The following is a 17,546-nucleotide window of genomic DNA, read 5'->3' on the forward strand; positions in this document are numbered from 1 at the left end:
GATCAGCTGGCCTGCGCCTGAACCAGGCGAGCATGTTGGTCGGGGGCGTGCAGGACGCAGCCCGGCAGTCCGGCAGCGATCTCGCGCATGGTATCCAGGAGCCCGGTGACCAGGGGCGGCAAGTCCGCGCCTTGCGGGGTCAGGGCACCGAAATAGAACGGCAGGTGAAGATCCAGGGGCCGGTGCACCAGTCCTTGTAGCGGTGCACCGAGCACGGTCAGCGGTTCGAGAATGGCGACACCCAGGCCAGCGCGCACCAGTACCTGGGCATTGGCCGAAGTCGTGGTGGCGATCTCGGGCAGGCGGCCATGCAGGGCCTCATTGAGCCGGTGCTGCAGGCGATGCGGGTTGTCCATGCCGACGAGGGGCCGATCGGCCAGGTCCGCCATGCGTACAACTTGCCTGGCGGCCAGCGGATCATCTGCGCGCAGTACGGCGACGCAGGGCGCTTCCGCGATCCAATGCACCTGCACGCCATAGTGATCCACCGGCAGGCTGCACAGTCCGATGGTGGTAGTGCGGTGCAGCACTTCGTTGACGACGCGCTCGGGGGTCATCGTGCGCAAATGTACCTTGCGCGTTGCCAGCTCCGGCTGGAACCGGGCCAGCGCCTGCGGCATCAGGCCCAGCGCCAGCGAGGAAATCGAAGAAATCAGCAGGGGCTGTTCATGCGCCCGGCCTTCGCGCACCTGTTGCTGGATGCGGCGCACGCTGGAAATGATGCGTTCGGCTTCCTCGTACAGATGCGAGGCCAGCAGGGTCGGCTTGATGCGCGGGCCGTTGCGGTGCAGCAGGTCATAGCCAAGCTCCGCCTCCAGATCCTGGATCTGGCGGGTGATCATGGACTGTGAACGGTTCAGTTGCCGGGCGGCGCCGGTAATACTGCCCGCAGCCATGACGGCGGTAAAGGCTTCGAGTTGTCGGAGTTCCATGATTTATGCGTTTTATGCATTATTCGGCCTCCTGTATGCACAATCAAAATAATTGTTTCGTATATGCATATGGGGAATCAGCCTAAGGCAAGTCCGCCAGTGGGGCTGCGAGGGGAGCGAAAAGAGGGGGAACGATGGCTGGCAGGTACACGGACTGCAGGCTGCAGGCGTGCAGGAACTGCCCCCGTTGGACGGGAGCGCAAACTTCAGTGTCTACCTGCCGGGCAGGCGACGGCAATGTCGGGCGGTGTCAGCCGTGGTCGCGGGTACGGTCTATATGTCCGAGATCCCGGGCCGGGTCCAGGCGGTCGCGCACCAATTGCTTGAGTGTCTTGGCTTCGGGGAAGCCCTGGTCGCGCTTGCGGTCCCAGATCAGTTCATTGTTGTAGTAGATCTGGAAGATGCCGCCGGTGCCTGGCTTGAGCGCAACCTCGCCCAGGTCGGTGCCGAAGGTTGACAGCAGTTCCTGCGCCATCCACCCGGCACGCAGCAGCCACAGGCATTGTGTGCAGTAATGGATGACAATGCGCGGTGGCGTAACTGCCGGAGCGGCGGCGGGCGTATCGGAAAGGGAAAGGGGAAGGGTGTCGGTCTGCATGGTAGCGGGACTCGTCGCAATGGCGGGGAGGCGAAGACACAGGGGCAGCGGAGTCGAGGGGGCGTGTGCCTGCCGGGCAGGCAGGCACGAGCGGGCGGATCAGCCGAACAGCGCGTCCTGGGTATGGGCAACGTGTGCGATCAGTATGAAACAGATCAGCGCCGCTGCATAGGCGAGTGCCTTGCCTTGCCGGGTGCGTGCACGCTTGAGGGCCAGGGAACCCAGCACGATATAGAGCACAACCAGCCCGATCTTGAGCGCCAGCCACGGCGTGCTCAAGGGATTGAGCGCCAGCACGGTAGCCAGCGCAATGGCGCTGATCAGCAGAACCGTGTCTATGGCATAGCTGGCGTAGCGCAGCGCTGGCCGCATCATGCCTTGCTTGCCCAGCAGCATGGCGGCGCCTCGCCCCATGAACAGGCAGCCGCTGAGAACCACGGCAGTCAGGTGAACGCCGCGCATGATGACGTAGGCGCTATCCATGGTGCAGTTTCATGTATAGATGCCAGGGGTCAGTCTTCCAACCGGCGGCGGAAGACCAGCTTGGTGGCGCTGGATGCACTTGCGTCGTAGCAATAGCCTTCGCTGTTGAAAGTGCGCAGGTCGTCCAGCGAACGCGCGCGTTGTTCGATGGCATGACGTGCCATCAGCCCGCGTGCGCGCTTGGCATGGAAACTGATGATCTTCCAGACGCCGTTTTTCCAATCCTGGAAGACGCATTGCACGATCTCCGCGCCCAATGCCTTCTGGTCCACGGCTTTGAAATACTCTTCGGAGGCCAGGTTGATGACGGGGCCGTCACTCTCTGCCAGCTGTTCGCGTAGCGCCTGTGCAATCTGCGCGCCCCAATAGGCGTACAAGGTCTTGCCCTTGGCGGTTTCCAGGCGAGTGCCCATTTCCAGCCGGTACGGACGCATCAGGTCCAGCGGACGCAGCACGCCGTACAGGCCGCTCAGGATGGCCAGGTGTTGCTGCGCCCATTCCAGGTCCTTGGGCGCGAGCGTGCGGGCGTCCAGGCCTTCATAGACATCACCATTGAAGGCCAGTATCGCCTGGCGTGAATCCGCTTCGGTGAACCGGGGTTCCCACTGGGCATAACGCTCGTGATTGAGCTGTGCCAGCGCTGGGCTGAGTGACATCAGCGCTGCGATATCGTCGGCGGAGAGCTGTCGCAGAACCTGGATCAGTTCCGTCGATTGCGGCACGAAGCGGGGTTGGGTGTGCGGCAGCGCGGGCAGGGCGCTGTCGTAGTCGAGTTTCTTGGCGGGGGATAGCAGGAAAAGCATGGCGTCTCCGGAAAATTCAGGAGTGAGCGTAGCATAGCCGCCAGGCTTTTCCGCAGATCGGCACAGGCCGCAAGGGGGAAGCTGCGGCAGCAAGGAAAACGCCGGCCCGAAGGCCGGCGTATGAGTGCCGGGAACAGTATGCGCAACAGTCGTGATACTGGCCGGTGCCGGCGGCTGCCGCCGGCATGGATGCGGGCTTACTGCTGACGCAGCGGCGCCAGTGCCTTGGTCCAACGCAGCAGTTCATCCAGGCTGGCCTGGGCGGAAGCCGTGTGCTGTTCGTTGGCGATGAACTCGCCATCTTCGCCCAGATGCTGCGGGAACATCGGCACCATCACCTGTTCGACCAGCGGCACGATCTTGAGCGAGGTCAGCAGGGTCTTGACTTCCTGTACGGCGCGCAGGCCGCCCGAGGCATAGGCGTAGCTGACGAAGCTGGCGGGCTTGTAGTTCCACTCGTTGTAGACATACTGCAGCGCATTGAAGAGCGCAGGCGGTGCCGTGAAGTTGTATTCCGGGGTGACGAACACGAAGGCATCGGCGGCTGCAACGCTGGCTGCCCAGCGGCGCGTATGTTCATGCTGGTAATTCTGCATGCGCGGATGATTGGGCTCGTCGTAGACCGGCAGTTCGAAATCGGCCAGGTCGACCAGATGGGCGTCGAAACCGCCATGTTCGGCGGCGAATTTCTGGAACCAGGCAGCGATTTTAGGACCGACGCGGCCGGGACGGGTGCTGGAGACAATGATATGCAGGCGAGGTTTGGCAGACATGATGTGACGCTATGTGAGAGAGGGATCCAGGAGATCCGGACGTCCATGACCGGAAAGGTCATTGGCGTACCGTTGGACTCGATAATAGCGCCGGAATCTATTGCTGTGCACCATCATTTTTTTCGATCCGAACCTTTTCGGGAAACATTGGAACTCTTTATTCATGCGGGTTTCATGGCGTTTTTTGTTGAGCAAGGCAAGAGTGGTCCATGACTCAGCGTTCTTATTCGTGAACGATGAATGTGTCGTCTCGGCGGTTGGCATGGCGATTGGCGGCCAGTGTCGGCAGATCTGCATGCGGGCTTAGGCAATGATGGGCGTTGTAAACTGCGTGGGGTCAGCCGCCTGCAGGCCCTGTCCCGCTTGGTGGGGCAGACGGCCCTGCCATAGCGGCCCGCCGCACGAATGTGCCGTGCCGCCGGCCGGCCTGTGCTGGCGGCCTTTCAGCCCAGAACCTGATCAGGAGCCGACCCATGTCGATCAAAGACCTCAATTCGCTGCCTGGCGTAACGGCCCATCCCGAAGCCGTGACCCGCGACTACGTTTTCAACCACACCATGCTGCGGGTCAAGGATATCGAGCGTTCGCTGGATTTCTATACCCGTGTGCTGGGATTCTCTATGGTCGAGAAACATGATTTCCCGAAAGCGGGCTTCAGCCTGTATTTTCTCGCGTTGCTGGCAGACCCAGGCGTCATGCCGGATGATCCCGCGGAGCGTCACGAGTGGCGCAAGGCGCAGGCGGGTATGCTGGAGCTGACGCACAACCACGGCACCGAGAACGACCCGGCGTTCCATTATCACGATGGTAATGGCGAGCCGCGCGGTTTCGGCCATCTCTGTATTACGGTGCCGGATATCCGCGCTGCGCAGGCGCGTTTCGAATCCCTGCAGGTGCCGTTCAAGAAACGCCTGGAAGATGGCAGCATGAGGGATATTGCGTTCATCAAGGATCCTGACGGCTACTGGGTGGAAGTTATCCAGTTGACACCGCTGCAGGCCTGATTGGCCCCAGGGCCGGCAGCTCGAGTGACCGGCTGTGGCCTGGCTGCACCGGGCGCCTGGTGACGAGTACGAAATGAAGTCGATGGCGGAGCAGTGCCGGACCCGATCCGGTGTTGCTCCGCGTTGTTATTGCTGGAGGTCGCGCGTGCTGCGTTTCATTCATACCGCTGATTGGCAGATCGGCAGGGTGTTTTCACAGTTCGAAGAGGATGATGCTGAGGCTTTGGCTGCCGAACGTTTTGCCGTCATCGAGCGCATTGCCGCTCAAGCCACGCAATGGCAGGCGGACGCCGTGCTGGTGGCGGGCGATGTGTTTGATGCGCAAGGCATCCGCGACAAGACCATACACCGGATGTTTCTGGCCATGGCTGGTTTCACGGGGCCGTGGGTCATGATTTCCGGCAACCATGATGCCGCGCTGGCCGAATCGGTCTGGGCGAGGGCGCGCCGCCTGGGCGCCGTGCCGGCGAACGTCACCCTGGCCCTGGCGCCGGAGCCGGTGATCCTGGAAGGCAAGTGCGCCATTCTGCCTGCGCCGCTGACCCAGCGGCATACCTATAACGACCTGACGGATTGGTTCGGGCAGGCGCAGACGCCTGCCGGGCTGCCGCGTATCGGCCTGGCACACGGGAGCGTGCAAGGCGTGCTGGCCGAAGATATCGACGCCACGAACCCCATTGCGGCCGATCGCGTGCAAAGCGGCCGGCTGGATTATCTGGCCATGGGCGATTGGCATGGCATGCGCTGTATAGACGAACGTTGCTGGTATTCGGGAACGCCCGAGCAGGACCGCTTTCGCGACAACGATGCGGGCCATGCCCTGCTGGTGGAAATCACTGCTGCAGGCGCGCGGCCCCAGGTGCAACCCTGGCGCTCGGGCAACTACCGCTGGGTCTCGCTGGACCTGGCCCTGCATGGCGAGTCGGATGCTGATCAGGCGCTGAACGCCATCGAGGCGCTGGGGGCGGAGCACGTCGCGCAAGTCAGCGTGTCGGGTACGGTGGACTTGCTGGGCCACGAGCGCCTGCGACAGGCCAGCCGCCTGGCCGGAGCCAGGACAAGGGCACTGCTGTGGGACGATACGGCATTGCGCCTGGAACCTACCGACGAGGACCTGGCCGCCTTGCGCGCCGACGGTTATGTCGGGGAAACACTGCGCCAGTTGCGCGAAGCCCAACTGGCGGCCGACGCCGGGCAGGCGGAACTGGCACGCGGCGCCTTGCTTGAGCTGGCGCGCATTCTGGAAGCAGGGCGGGGGCGCGATGAAGCGCCGCAAGCCGTCCAGCCAGCGAGGGAAGCATGAAATTGACGCGCGTACGCCTGGAATCGTTCAGGCGGTTCCGGCAGCCTTTGGAAATCTCGGGCCTGGCGCCTGGCCTGAATCTGATCGCCGCGCCCAATGAGGCTGGCAAATCCACCGTCGCCGAAGCGATACGGGCGGCATTCCTGGAGCGGCACCGGTCCAGTTCCGTTGCCTATTTGCGACCCTGGGACGAGCCTTCCGCGACGCCTGTGGTCGAGGTCGATTTTTCCTGGCAAGGCCGGGAATACCGTTTATCCAAGGCGTTTCTGGGGCGCAAGCGCTGTCACCTGCTGATTGATGGCAAGGCGCTGGACGGTGCAGAAGCCGAGGATTATCTGGCCGAAATGATGGGTTTCCGCTTTGCGCGCAAGGGCGCCAGCGACCCTTCCGACATGGGCGTGCCCGGCCTGTTGTGGATACGCCAGGGGGATGCGTACGACCTGGCGCAGCGTGTGCGTCATGCGGGACAGCAATTGCGCGATGCGCTCAGTGACAGCCTGGGTGAGTTGTCAGCCAGCGACGGCGACGAAGTGCTGGCGCAGGTAAGGGAAGCGCGTGGCGCACTGCTGCACGCGGCGACCGGCAGTCCCAAGGGAGATTATGCATTGGCCTTGAAACAGCGCGATGCGCTGCGCGACGAGGTGCGTACCCTGGAACAGCGGATTGCGCTGTTCCACGAGGACATCGACCGCCTGGCGCGGCTGCGTACGGAACAGGTCCAAGCTCAGCAGCAACGTCCGTGGGAACAGCTGGCGTCGGAGCGCGAACAGGCGCAGATACGCCTGGCCCAGGCTGAGGGCCTGGCCGAGCGCCGCAAAGAGGCGGCTGAGCGCCTGCGCCAATGTCAGGCGCAGGTTGCTGCCCAGCAGCTGCGCGTGGAGCATCTGCGCCAACAGGAAATCGCGCTTGCCGAACGCCAGGCCGCCCTGGCGGTAGTGCAGCAACGCAGTGCAGCGGCTCGTACGGCGCTGGCGCGCCAGGAACAACTGGCCCAACAGGCCCTGAAGGCACATGCGCAGGCGCAGTCCATGCTGGAAGCGGCGCGCCTGCGCCAGCGCATCGTTGAAGCGGAACGCCAGGCCCAGGTGGCCCAGCGCCAGGTGGAACAGCTGGAAGAACGCCTGCGGCAAGCGGAAGCTGCGCAGGACAATTGCCGTGAGCTGGAAGCCCAGGCGCGCCAGCAGCGCCTGGCGGCAGCGGATCTCAAGCGCTTGCAGGCCCTGGAACAATCGGTGCGTCTGGCCCAGGCCCGCCTGGAAGCGGCTGCGACGACTGTGGATTATGCATTGCAGGCCGGCGCTACGATTCTTGCCGGCGATGATCGCCTGGACGGTAACGGGCGCATTACGCTGGCGGCAGCGACGCTATTCCAGCTGCCAGGCCTGGGGAGTTTGCGCATTCTGCCGGGCGGTGCGGAGCTGGAGGCTCTGCGCGCCAGCCATGAAGGCCTGCAGCAGCAATTGACTGCCTTGCTGATTGATCTGGACGTGGCCGATGTCGGTGCGGCGCAGGCTCGTGCCCGTCAGCACGACCAACTGGTGGCGCAGTCCGAGGCAGCCCGGCAGGTGGCCGCCAGCTATGCGCCCCAGGGTAGTCCAGCCTTGCGTGCTGAACTGGAACAGGCCCGCCAGCAGTGGCAGGAATCCCGGCAATGGCTGGCGCAACGCCAGGCAGTAGGCAGCGCCGCGCCGGAGGCCATTCCGGGACTGGAAGAAGCCAGTGCGACGGCCGCGCAGGCGCAAGGTCAGCATGAACAGTTGGCGCAGGCTTTGCAGGACAGTCGCCTGCAGGCCGGCGTGGCCGAAGCCGAACTGGCGGCGGCCATGGCTGAGGTGCAGCGCGCCCAGGCGGCGCTCACGGCGCCGGACCGGGAAGCTCAGCAGCGCCTGGCCTTGCTGGAACTGGCCAATGCACGTGGCGATGAAGCACAGGCGCAGGCACGGCTGGAAGCACTGGATGCCGAGCTGCAGGCGCTGGATCTTGATTTCCTGCGCCAGGACGTCAAGCGCCTGGCCGACAGCGAAGGCATACAGCGGCAGCGCTACCAGGAGCGCGAGCGCCAGCTGGCCGAACTGGGGAGCCGCCTGGACATCATGGGCAGCGCCGGCCTGGAAGAAGATCTGGCGGATCGCCGCCTGCAGTTGGAACAGGCCGAGCGCCGTGCGCAAGACCTGGCGCGACGGGCCAGTGCGCTGGACTATCTCTTGCAGGGCCTGGACGCAGCCCGGGGCAAGATGATGCGGCGCCTGCATGCACCGCTGCAAAAGCACCTGGACCGTTATCTGCGGATTCTGTTTCCGGGAGCCAGCGTGGAGCTGGACGACGACCTCGTGCCTGGACAGATCACGCGGGCGGGCAGCCAGGGGCTGGAGAACGGCGCGCTGATGGACTTGAGTCATGGCGCCCGGGAACAGATCGGTGTACTGGCGCGGCTCGCCTATGCCGATCTGCTGCAGGAGGCGGGGCGGCCGGCGCTGGTCATCCTGGATGATGCACTGGTGCATTCCGACGAGGGCAGGCTGGGGCAGATGAAGCGGGTGCTCTACGACGCGGCCAGCCGGCACCAGATTCTGATCTTCACCTGCCATCCGGCAGCCTGGGAAGATCTGGGCGTGCTGCCGCGCAGCCTGAACGAGGCCTGACGGCCGTTCTGGCTGGCAGGCCTGCCACGTCGGTCGCTATTGCGGGGCCGGTGGTTTTTAGGCCGGGATCAGGGGCTGGTCCATCGGGACAAAAGCAGACCGCCCGCGATCCATCGGGATGGCGGGCGGTAGTCAGGCAAATGCAGCGGATGCGCTGCCGGGCCGGGCTTACTTGGAAGCGCTGTTGCGCAGGGCCAGGCCCAGTAGCAGCAGGGTCCAACCCTGGAAGAGCAGGTCCAGTGCCAGCAGCAGGCCCAGAATCCACAGGCTGTTGTCCGGCCAGCCAGCGGCGATCAGGATGCCGGCCAGCAGCGTGACCACACCAGAGGTGGCGATCCATCCCCAGCCTTGCTGGCTGCGATTGTTGAACCATAGCCAGAGGCGCATGGCGCCGCTGGCTATGAGGGTGGCGCCCAGCAGCAGTGTCAGCGCGGCAGCACCGGTGATCGGGTTGACAATGGCAATGACGCCCGCTGCCGTGTAGAGCAGGCCAGCCAGGCTCCACAGCAGGAAACCGGGCCAGCTTTTGATGCGCCATGCCTGGACCAGCTGGCTGACCCCCGCAATGACGATCAGCGTGCCCACGAATACGACGCTGAAGACTGTGGCCGCCAGCACGTGCACGCTGGCAACCAGCCCGAGCACCAGCAGGATGAGCCCGACGGTGATGAACCAGCGCCAACTTGCCTGCAATCCTTGCAGCGCATCGGCAATCGGGGCGGAATATTCAGAGGGAACAACAGGGGGCTTGCGGTCAGACATTGAACGATTCCTCGTAACGGTAACCTTATGCCATTACTTTAAAGGAATTTCACGAATTGCGGCAGGCAGGCCAAAGATATAAAAAGGATTTACTTGATCCAGGCCATGTCTTCGAGAATCAGCGCGGGCGGTCTGACCTTTCCCTGCCACCTGCCGGTCTTCTGGGGGTTCAGTACGAAGAAGGGGAGGACCGGCTGGCGATGAAGCGCGCAAAGGCAGCCAGGGTGGCTTCGCTGACGTGATGTTCTATGCCCTCTGCATCGCGGCGGGCCGAATCCTCGTCGACACCCAGCGCCAACAGCAGCTGTTCGACCAGTTGGTGGCGCTTGCGGCTGACATCGGCCAGTTGTTCCCCGGCGTCGGTCAGGAAAATGCCGCGATAGGGCTTCTGGATCACATAGCCGGCATCCACCAGGCGGCGCAGCATCTTGGCTACGGTGGGTTGGGTCACGCCGATGCGGGCTGCGATATCGACCTGGCGGGCTTCGCCAGTATCACGGATCAGGTCCGAGATCAGTTCCACGTAATCATCCACGCGCTCCTGGCGGCGTGCCTCGCGCGCCTGGCGGAAACTCTCCACCTGGAGCGCGGCATCCATCAAGCCCGATGTTTTCGGACGACAGGTCGGGTCGGTCATGGCTGATCTATCCTGCTTTGAATTGCTGGTTTTGTTGCTTGTGTGCATCCCATCCCATGTTAGCGATGCTTGTCAGCCGCCACTATAGCGCCAAAATATATTATGGTTGATGCTATCAGTTATAGCCTATGCTATATTGCGTCGACGGCAATGTCTTAAATGCAAATTCGTTGCATCTGCATTTGCAAGACATTGGGGTAATTCGCTAATTTTGGAGCCGGGAAATGCATAGTTCAATCAGACGCAGCCTGCTGGGAGGCGCGGTGGCGTTGGCCTTTGCGCTGGGCGCAGGGCCGGTGGCGGCGCAGTCGCCTGCCAAGCTGAAAGTCGTCACGACTTTCACCGTGATCGCGGACATGGCGCAGAATGTCGCGGGTGATGCCGCCATCGTCGAGTCCATCACCAAGCCCGGCGCCGAAATTCACAACTACCAGGCCACGCCTGGCGACCTGCTCAAGGCGCAGGACGCCCAGCTGGTGCTCTGGAACGGCCTGAACCTGGAACTGTGGTTCGAGAAATTCTTCAAGCGCCTGAAAGGAGTGCCCAGCGTCGTGGTGTCCGATGGCGTCGATCCGATTTCCATCGACGAAGGCCCGTATCAGGGCAAGCCCAATCCCCACGCATGGATGTCGCCATCCGCTGCGCTGATCTATGTCGACAATATCCGCGATGCGCTGGTGCAGCAGGACCCGGGCAATGCCGATACCTATCGCGCCAATGCGGAGGCCTACAAGGCCAAAATCAATGCCGTGGTCGAACCCATCATCCAGGAACTGGCGCAGATTCCGGAAGACCAGCGATGGCTCGCCACCAGCGAAGGGGCGTTCAGTTATCTGGCGCGCGACTTCGGCCTGAAGGAACTGTATTTGTGGCCCATCAATGCCGACCAGCAAGGCACGCCGCAGCAGGTGCGCAAGATGATAGACGCAGTGCGGGAGCATAATGTTCCTGCGGTCTTCAGCGAAAGCACCATTTCGCCGGCACCCGCTCAGCAGGTGGCGCGCGAAACCGGCGCGAACTATGGCGGCGTGCTCTATGTTGATTCGCTGAGCGAGCCTTCTGGCCCGGTGCCAACCTATCTGGATCTGTTGCAGGTCACTTCGGAAACGATTGCCAAAGCACTGAAAAAATGAAGCTAGCATCGACTTCAAGCCCAGGCGCCGGGCTGGCGCTGCCTGGGCAGCCGCAAGGCGCGTATTTACTCATGTCGGCTGCGGCAGCGCCGGGCGGTGGGGGTGGCCCGTCACCTGCGGCAGGTGGCGGCGCCGCGCCGGACCCGCAGCAAGAGGGGGCCGGGCTTGAAGTCAGTGAGGTCACGGTGACCTACCGTAATGGCCACACGGCCTTGCGCGATGCCAGTTTCGCCATCCCCACCGGCACCATCGCTGCGCTGGTGGGGGTCAATGGCAGCGGTAAATCGACACTGTTCAAGTCCATCATGGGTTTTTTGCGCGTGTCGCAGGGGCGCATCCGCATTCTCGGCCAGGACGTCCGGGCTGCAATGCGGCGCAATCTGGTGGCCTATGTGCCTCAGAGCGAAGACGTGGATTGGAATTTTCCCGTCTTGGTGGAGGATGTTGTCATGATGGGCCGCTACGGGCACATGGGCTTCCTGCGCCGGCCGCGCCTGGCGGACCGGGAAGCCGTGACGCAGGCGCTGGAGCGCGTCAACATGCAGCCGTTTCGCCACCGCCAGATCGGCGAGCTGTCGGGGGGGCAGAAGAAGCGGGTGTTTCTGGCACGTGCACTGGCCCAGGACGCCCAGGTCATCCTGCTTGATGAACCCTTCACTGGCGTGGATGTGAAAACCGAGGATGCAATTGTCTCCCTGCTCAAAGGCTTGCGCGACGAAGGCCGAGTGATGCTGGTATCTACCCACAACCTGGGCAGCGTACCGGAATTCTGCGACCGTACCATTCTTATCAATCGTACCGTGCTGGCCTACGGCGCGACCCGGGATGTGTTCACCAGGGAAAATCTGGAAAAAACCTTTGGCGGCGTGCTGCGCCACTTCAACTTGCCAGCCTCCGATGCCGAGGGCGGCGTCATGGGCATCGTGACCGATGACGAGCGCCCGCTGGTCCTGCGCGATGGCCGCTCCACCGTGCGTGGCAAGGACCATGACGTTGCGCCCGGCAGCGTGCCGCCTGGAGAGGCCTGATGGCAGCGCTGCTGATGCCGTTCCAGTATGAATACATGATCAACGCCATGTGGGTGTCGGCGTTGATCGGCGGCGTATGCGCCTTCTTGTCGTGCTATCTCATGCTCAAGGGATGGTCGTTGATCGGCGATGCGCTGTCGCATTCCATCGTGCCCGGCGTAGCGGGCGCCTATATGCTGGGCCTATCGTTTTCGCTGGGCGCTTTTTTCTCGGGTGCCCTGGCTGCCGGCGCGATGATGTTCCTGAACCAACGCACACGGCTCAAGGAAGATGCCATCATCGGCCTGATCTTTTCCTCATTCTTCGGCCTGGGGCTGTTCATGGTGTCGCTCTCGCCGGCCTCGGTGAACATTCAGACCATCATCCTGGGCAATGTGCTGGCTATCACGCCAGGGGACACCCTGCAGCTCGCCCTGATTGGCGGTGTCACGCTGCTGGTGCTGCTGCTGAAGTGGAAGGATTTGCTGGTCACTTTCTTCGATGAAAACCATGCGCGCTCCGTCGGCATCCCGACCACCGCGCTGAAGGTGCTCTTTTTCGCCTTGTTGTCGGCCTGCGCCGTGGCGGCAATGCAAACTGTCGGGGCTTTCCTGGTCATTGCCATGATCGTGATGCCGGGGGCTACCGCCTATCTGTTGTCAGACCGTTTCCATCGGGTCATCCTGATTGCGGTCAGTATCGGGGTCGTCAGCAGTTTCATCGGTGCCTATGCCAGCTATTTTCTCGATGGCGCCACTGGCGGAGTGATCGTCGTGCTGCAAACCCTGCTATTCCTGCTGGCTTTCGTTTTCGCACCGCGCCACGGTGTGCTGGCGGCCAGGCGGCGCGGCTGCCGCACGGCAGCGCCAGAAGCTGCCTCTTTGGGAGAGGCATGATGCTTGATGCCCTGATGCTGCCCCTGCAGCTGGATTTCATGCAGTACGCACTGGCGATTGCCGTGCTGGTGGCCATTCCTGCCTCGCTGCTCTCGTGCTTCCTGGTGCTCAAGGGCTGGGCGCTGATCGGAGACGCGATTGCGCATGGCGTTTTTCCTGGCGTCGTGCTGGCCTATATGCTGGGTCTGCCGTATGCGGTGGGCGCGTTTTCGGCCGGCATGGTGTGCGCGCTGGCGACAGGCTATATCGCCGATAACAGCCGCATCAAGAAAGATACGGTGATGGGCGTCGTATTTTCCGGAATGTTTGCCATCGGCCTGTTGCTTTACACCAGCATCCGCAGCGATGTGCACCTGGATCACATCCTGTTCGGCGACATTCTCGGTGTGGATGGCGCAGACCTGCGCGGCAGCGGGTTGATCGCGCTGGTAATCGGTGGCTGGGTGCTGATCAAGTGGCGCGAGCTGCTGCTGCACGCGTTTGACCCGATACAGGCCCGTACCATCGGACTGCGCGTCGGCGTGTTGCATTATGGACTGCTGGCGGCGGTGTCGCTGGCGGTGGTGGGGGCTTTGCATGCGGTGGGCATCATCCTGGCGATCTCGCTGTTGATCGCGCCTGGCGCCATCGCCTACCTGTTGACTCGTACCTTCGGCTTCATGCTGCTGGCGTCGGTGCTCATCGGCGTGTGCTGCGCAGTGGGCGGCGTTTACCTGAGCTTTTTCCTGGACAGCGCGCCAGCGCCGACCATCGTGCTGTTGCTCACGGTGCTGTTCGTCGTGGTCCTGCTGTGGTCGATGGCGCGTCAACGCCGCATCGAAGCGGGCACTGCTGCGCCGCGTGAGGCCTAAAAAGGGGCGTGATATTGCGCGGCCAGGATGCTCTGCTGACCCTGGGCGCGGCTATAGGTCGGGAACGTCCTGGTAGTGCACCACCGTGCTTTCGTCACTGATCAGGATTACCCCGTAGCCAGGAGCTTCCCCACTGTGTTCATGCGGGAGCGCCCCCAGGCGCAGCGCAGTCTGGTGGTTGCAGCCCTTGACCGTGCTGAACGGCAGGCCGCGCCAGGTGCCGGAAATGTATCGGTGCACGTGGCCGCAGAACAGATGCCTAACATTGGCATGCCCGGCCAGCAGTGCGTGCAGTGCGTCGGGGTTGTCCAACCGGCAGTTGTCCAGTGGCGCTATCCCCACGTCGAAGGGGGGATGGTGCATGAATAGATAGACCGGGTTGTCGCCGGCGGCCTGCAATTGCGCCGACAGCCATGACAGGCGGCGCTCGCAGAGATGGCCGCTGGCGCTGCCTTCATCCAGCGTATCGAGCAGCAACAGGTGGTAGCGGTCCTGGATGATGACACGTTGCATGAAAGGCTCGGCGCCATCACCGTATTCGGGGAACACCTGGCGGAAGGCGGTGCGCCGGTCATGGTTGCCCAGCATCAGGTGCACTGGCAGGCGCTGGCCGGCCAGCAGCGTGCGCAATTCCAGGTAGGCCTCGGTTTCCCCACGATGCGTCAGGTCGCCGCTGATGATGATGCAACAGGCGTCGCCATGATGATCCGTGGCGTGCGCCAGCAGGTAGCGCAAGCGCTCAAGCGGGAGACTGCCGTGGAGCTGACGACCCGGTAAGGCCAGGTGTGAATCACTGAGCTGAATGACTTTCATGCAGATGCCGCAACAGCAGGAAAGTGCTACAAGGTAGCTTCGGAAAATAACAGTTTGATGACCATCCACCCGTTCGCCGGGCTGGAACGCTTGCTTATGCCTGTCTTTGCCTCAGCCGCAGCCCATGCGGGACATTTGAATGCGATACCTGCCACCGGTCTTTGTGGCGGCCACCCTGGTGCAGGCCTGGCTGCCGTGGCCGATGATCCCAGGCCCGAGCCGCCTGAAGCACCGGGGCCCAACGAATGCTGTGAAAGCGGTTGTGTGCCCTGTGTCTATGACCTTTATGCCGAGGCCATGCAGGAATACCGCGAGGCCCTGGCAGCCTGGGAGCAGCGTCAGGCTGGCCGATGCTGAAATGAGCCAGGCTGCCAGGCGGGGCCAGCGGCTTGACCCTGGCCCGGACGACTGGAATGAGCGGGGCCGCCCGGAACGACCCGAATCAAGCCTCAGGGCTGGGCAGGCGGCGCGGGCTGTGATGGCGGCTGTTGCGTGCCGGGCATGATGCCCGCAGGGGCCAGCAGCATGGTGGAAGGCGAGCTCATGGCAATGCCGGCTTCCCGCAGGCGCCGCAGGCTGTCGAACAGTACCCGGCTGCGCGCTGCATAGGCAGCACGCGGCGAAGACACATAAGCCACGGCGTTGAAGAGCAGCGAACTCGATGAAATATCGTCCAGGTAGACTTCCGGCGCTGGTGTTTTCAGGATGGCTGGTTCTTGAGCCAGCGCTTCCAGCAGAATGGCCCTGGCTTTGGTCGTGTCGGTGTCCACCGGCAACGGCAGCTTGATCTGGACCCGGCCGAGTGCATTGAGCGGGGTCACGTTGCGGACAATTTTGGTGATGAACTCGGAATTGGGCACGACAATCCGGGAGCGATCGCTCATCTGGATTTCCGTGGCGCGCACATTGATGCGGCGGATATCGCCTTCCACGCCACTGAGTGACACCCAGTCTCCGACCTTGACGGGGCGCTCCGTCAGCAGGATCAGCCCCGAGACGAAGTTCTGCACGATGGCCTGCAGGCCGAAACCGATACCCACCGACAGTGCGCTGGCGATCCAAGTGACGCGCTCCAGGCCGACGCCGCTGGCCGATAGTGCGGTGGCGACCACAACCACATAACCGAGATAGCCAGCCAGGGTACTGGTCGAGGCCTGCATGCCTCGTTCCATGCGCGTCGCGGGCAGCAGGTGGTGGGCCAGCCAGTGTTGCATGGCTTTAACGGCGGCGACGCCCAGCAACAGAAGCAACAGTCCCTGGATGATGGCCGCCGGCCGCAGGTGGATGTCGCCGATGGAGAGGCTGCCGCGCAAGCGTTCCAGGTGTTCGTAGATGTCCAGTGGCCCCTGGCCGTAGGGCGCGAACAGGAGGAGCAGGGCGCATAGTGCAATGCTCATTTGCACGATGCCGGCCAGCAGCACCATCCAGGGGCGCAGCGGTGTATCGCCCCGGTTGCCGGCATCATCGTCTTCTTGCGGCCCGGTACGCTGCCACAGCGGCAGCTGGGAAAGGTCTGTAGCGGTAATGGAGACCAGGAAGGCCGTGCCGAGCACGACACTGCTCCAGATGATCTGCTTCAGGATGAAAGTGGCCAGTGCAACATAACCGACCAGCAGGCTGCCCAGGCTGAACACCAGCGCCAGCCAGGCCGCCGCCAGCACCAGGCCGCGCCTGCGCACGATCAGTCGTGTGAGCCATGGGGCTTCACTCAGTGCCTTGCCATCGGGCATGTTGCGTTGCAACTGGGAAAGCTTCTTCAGTACGCCGCCCAGCACCAGGATCAGTGCCAGGCCGGCGACGCTGTGGATCAGGACGATGATGGACAGGCGCACGCTGGCGAGCGCCGCCAGGTTTTCCGCGAGCCAGGTCAGGCAGATGAACAAGGCTGCGCAGAACGGCAGGTGACGCAGCGCCTGGGCCGTTTCATCCTGCATGGAAAGTAGACGCCAGGACGAATGACGTGGCATCAGCAGCCCTTGCCCCAGGCCGATGATGTAACCGCAGAAGCCTACCGTGCCTATCATGCCGGTGATGAAATCTCGGGCAGGCGCGGAGGGCGGGGACACCCAGCTCAGCCCGAGGCTGAAGCCTTCTAGCAGTAAGGTGGGCACCGCGACTGCCAAAAAAACGCGGGTCCAGCCGTGCACGGCGCGCCGCAACCGGCCCGGTGGCACCTGGGTGGCGCTGTAATGCCAGAAGCGGCGCTGCAGGATGGAGCCGGCAGCCAGCATGAAGACCAGCCAGGCGGCGGCGCCAGCCCATTGCCAGACGCTCAGGCCAGCCAGGGTGCTGCCTGTTTCCGCCAGCAGGCCGCGTGAACGCATGGTGTCCAGCGGCGTCGTACTGGCCAGGTCGGACCAGAACGCGCCGGAAAGAACGGTGTAGCTGCGTTGCCCCAGCCGTGCGTTGAAGAGCTCGCGGCGCTGGGCGCCTATGCTTTCCAGCGCCTGGGTGGCATCCAGCGCGATCAGGTTGGCCAGCCGCGCCTGGGCTTCCAGGCTACCGGCTTCGTTATCCAGGCGTTTGCGTTCTTCGGCCAGTACCGCAGCCTCGGTGGCGCCATCCGGGGCGTTGCCCAGCTCGCGCTGGCGTTCCTGCAGGTTCGCCAGTGTCGGGGTGATTTCCTGGATGGCGTCGCTGGCCTGGCGGTAGGCCTGCAGGGCCTCCAGCCGCAAGGCCTGCAGGTGTTCGTCCTCCGGCGTTTCCTGGACTTGCGCCTTGATGTTGTCTATGCGGCTCCTGGCATCTGCCAGTTGTGTACTCCATGGGAAATCCGGAGTGGGGGCAGGCCGTGCGGCAGCAGCCGGAGGGAGCCCGCTGCCCAGCCACAGGGCCAGGCAGAGCAGTAGGAACAATACCGGGCGCAAACCCTGGGAAACGGGGAAACGAAGCCTATGCATGAACGGTCC

The 17,546-nt window shown here is 63.3% G+C and carries 17 protein-coding genes; 8 read left to right on the forward strand and 9 right to left on the reverse strand.

Translation table 11 applies throughout. The features are described 5' to 3' along the window. Positions 1-2 precede the first annotated feature (2 nt). The 5 genes from ACEW7X_RS08225 to ACEW7X_RS08245 all read right to left on the reverse strand — a co-directional run bounded on the left by ACEW7X_RS08225 (position 3) and on the right by ACEW7X_RS08245 (position 3,589). The gene (locus tag ACEW7X_RS08225) at positions 3-932 is read right to left on the reverse strand and encodes a LysR family transcriptional regulator (protein ID WP_420177888.1); all 930 of its coding nucleotides are present in this window, start codon (positions 930-932) and stop codon (positions 3-5) included. 250 nt (positions 933-1,182) lie between these two features. Next, complete coding sequence (locus tag ACEW7X_RS08230; protein ID WP_083969653.1) at positions 1,183-1,530, reverse strand: SelT/SelW/SelH family protein; 348 nt, start codon at positions 1,528-1,530, stop codon at positions 1,183-1,185. A gap of 99 nt (positions 1,531-1,629) precedes the next feature. Then, positions 1,630-2,013 carry a SirB2 family protein gene (locus ACEW7X_RS08235; protein WP_068372510.1) on the reverse strand — a complete coding sequence of 128 codons (384 nt, stop codon included), beginning with the start codon at positions 2,011-2,013 and terminating at the stop codon, positions 1,630-1,632. Between the two features lie 29 nt (positions 2,014-2,042). Next, positions 2,043-2,816: a peroxide stress protein YaaA gene (yaaA, locus tag ACEW7X_RS08240; protein ID WP_068372507.1), complete on the reverse strand. Its 774-nt coding sequence runs from the start codon at positions 2,814-2,816 to the stop codon at positions 2,043-2,045. Positions 2,817-3,013: 197 nt separating this feature from the next. Further along, on the reverse strand, positions 3,014-3,589 hold the full coding sequence (locus ACEW7X_RS08245; RefSeq protein ID WP_253102818.1) for an NADPH-dependent FMN reductase: 576 nt from the start codon (positions 3,587-3,589) through the stop codon (positions 3,014-3,016). A gap of 473 nt (positions 3,590-4,062) precedes the next feature. Between ACEW7X_RS08245 and gloA the strand changes: the two genes are divergently transcribed. From gloA to ACEW7X_RS08260, 3 genes are all read left to right on the forward strand, one after another. Further along, complete coding sequence (gloA, locus tag ACEW7X_RS08250) at positions 4,063-4,593, forward strand: lactoylglutathione lyase (protein ID WP_130487013.1); 531 nt, start codon at positions 4,063-4,065, stop codon at positions 4,591-4,593. A 145-nt stretch (positions 4,594-4,738) separates the two neighbouring features. After that, complete coding sequence (locus ACEW7X_RS08255; RefSeq protein WP_308219107.1) at positions 4,739-5,896, forward strand: DNA repair exonuclease; 1,158 nt, start codon at positions 4,739-4,741, stop codon at positions 5,894-5,896. Continuing rightward, positions 5,893-8,538 carry an AAA family ATPase gene (locus tag ACEW7X_RS08260; RefSeq protein WP_420177889.1) on the forward strand — a complete coding sequence of 882 codons (2,646 nt, stop codon included), beginning with the start codon at positions 5,893-5,895 and terminating at the stop codon, positions 8,536-8,538. The genes ACEW7X_RS08255 and ACEW7X_RS08260 overlap by 4 nt, the downstream gene beginning before the upstream one ends. Before the next feature lie 168 nt (positions 8,539-8,706). On the opposite strand, the gene ACEW7X_RS08265 is transcribed toward ACEW7X_RS08260, so the two are convergent. Beyond that, entirely contained in the window at positions 8,707-9,300 is a 594-nt protein-coding gene (locus tag ACEW7X_RS08265) for an HdeD family acid-resistance protein (protein ID WP_257740891.1), read from the reverse strand. Between the two features lie 169 nt (positions 9,301-9,469). Continuing rightward, positions 9,470-9,937: a manganese-binding transcriptional regulator MntR gene (gene mntR / locus ACEW7X_RS08270; RefSeq protein ID WP_068372484.1), complete on the reverse strand. Its 468-nt coding sequence runs from the start codon at positions 9,935-9,937 to the stop codon at positions 9,470-9,472. Positions 9,938-10,161: 224 nt separating this feature from the next. On the opposite strand from mntR, the gene ACEW7X_RS08275 reads away from it, so the two are divergent. From ACEW7X_RS08275 to ACEW7X_RS08290, 4 genes are read left to right on the forward strand one after another with little or no spacing between them, the layout of a single operon-like run. Beyond that, positions 10,162-11,070: a metal ABC transporter substrate-binding protein gene (locus tag ACEW7X_RS08275; protein ID WP_257740892.1), complete on the forward strand. Its 909-nt coding sequence runs from the start codon at positions 10,162-10,164 to the stop codon at positions 11,068-11,070. After that, positions 11,067-12,098, forward strand: coding sequence for a manganese/iron ABC transporter ATP-binding protein (locus ACEW7X_RS08280; protein ID WP_242611450.1), 1,032 nt, complete (start codon positions 11,067-11,069; stop codon positions 12,096-12,098). Before ACEW7X_RS08275 ends, ACEW7X_RS08280 begins: the two co-directional genes overlap by 4 nt. Then, the gene (locus ACEW7X_RS08285) at positions 12,098-12,973 is read left to right on the forward strand and encodes a metal ABC transporter permease (protein ID WP_420177890.1); all 876 of its coding nucleotides are present in this window, start codon (positions 12,098-12,100) and stop codon (positions 12,971-12,973) included. Before ACEW7X_RS08280 ends, ACEW7X_RS08285 begins: the two co-directional genes overlap by 1 nt. Beyond that, the gene (locus tag ACEW7X_RS08290) at positions 12,970-13,824 is read left to right on the forward strand and encodes a metal ABC transporter permease (protein WP_068372471.1); all 855 of its coding nucleotides are present in this window, start codon (positions 12,970-12,972) and stop codon (positions 13,822-13,824) included. Before ACEW7X_RS08285 ends, ACEW7X_RS08290 begins: the two co-directional genes overlap by 4 nt. Positions 13,825-13,875: 51 nt before the next feature. Here the strand turns inward: ACEW7X_RS08290 and ACEW7X_RS08295 are convergent, their stop codons facing one another. Continuing rightward, the gene (locus ACEW7X_RS08295) at positions 13,876-14,637 is read right to left on the reverse strand and encodes a phosphodiesterase (protein ID WP_420177891.1); all 762 of its coding nucleotides are present in this window, start codon (positions 14,635-14,637) and stop codon (positions 13,876-13,878) included. 186 nt (positions 14,638-14,823) lie between these two features. Between ACEW7X_RS08295 and ACEW7X_RS08300 the strand changes: the two genes are divergently transcribed. Continuing rightward, a complete protein-coding gene (locus ACEW7X_RS08300; protein ID WP_240733344.1) occupies positions 14,824-14,994 on the forward strand; it encodes an oxidoreductase-like domain-containing protein in 171 nt (56 codons plus the stop codon). A 92-nt stretch (positions 14,995-15,086) separates the two neighbouring features. Here ACEW7X_RS08300 and ACEW7X_RS08305 read toward each other — a convergent pair whose 3' ends face one another. Next, positions 15,087-17,537: a DUF3772 domain-containing protein gene (locus tag ACEW7X_RS08305; RefSeq protein ID WP_420177892.1), complete on the reverse strand. Its 2,451-nt coding sequence runs from the start codon at positions 17,535-17,537 to the stop codon at positions 15,087-15,089. Positions 17,538-17,546: the final 9 nt, after the last annotated feature.

Source organism: Kerstersia gyiorum (assembly GCF_048595715.1).
In the GTDB taxonomy this organism is placed as follows: domain Bacteria; phylum Pseudomonadota; class Gammaproteobacteria; order Burkholderiales; family Burkholderiaceae_B; genus Kerstersia; species Kerstersia gyiorum.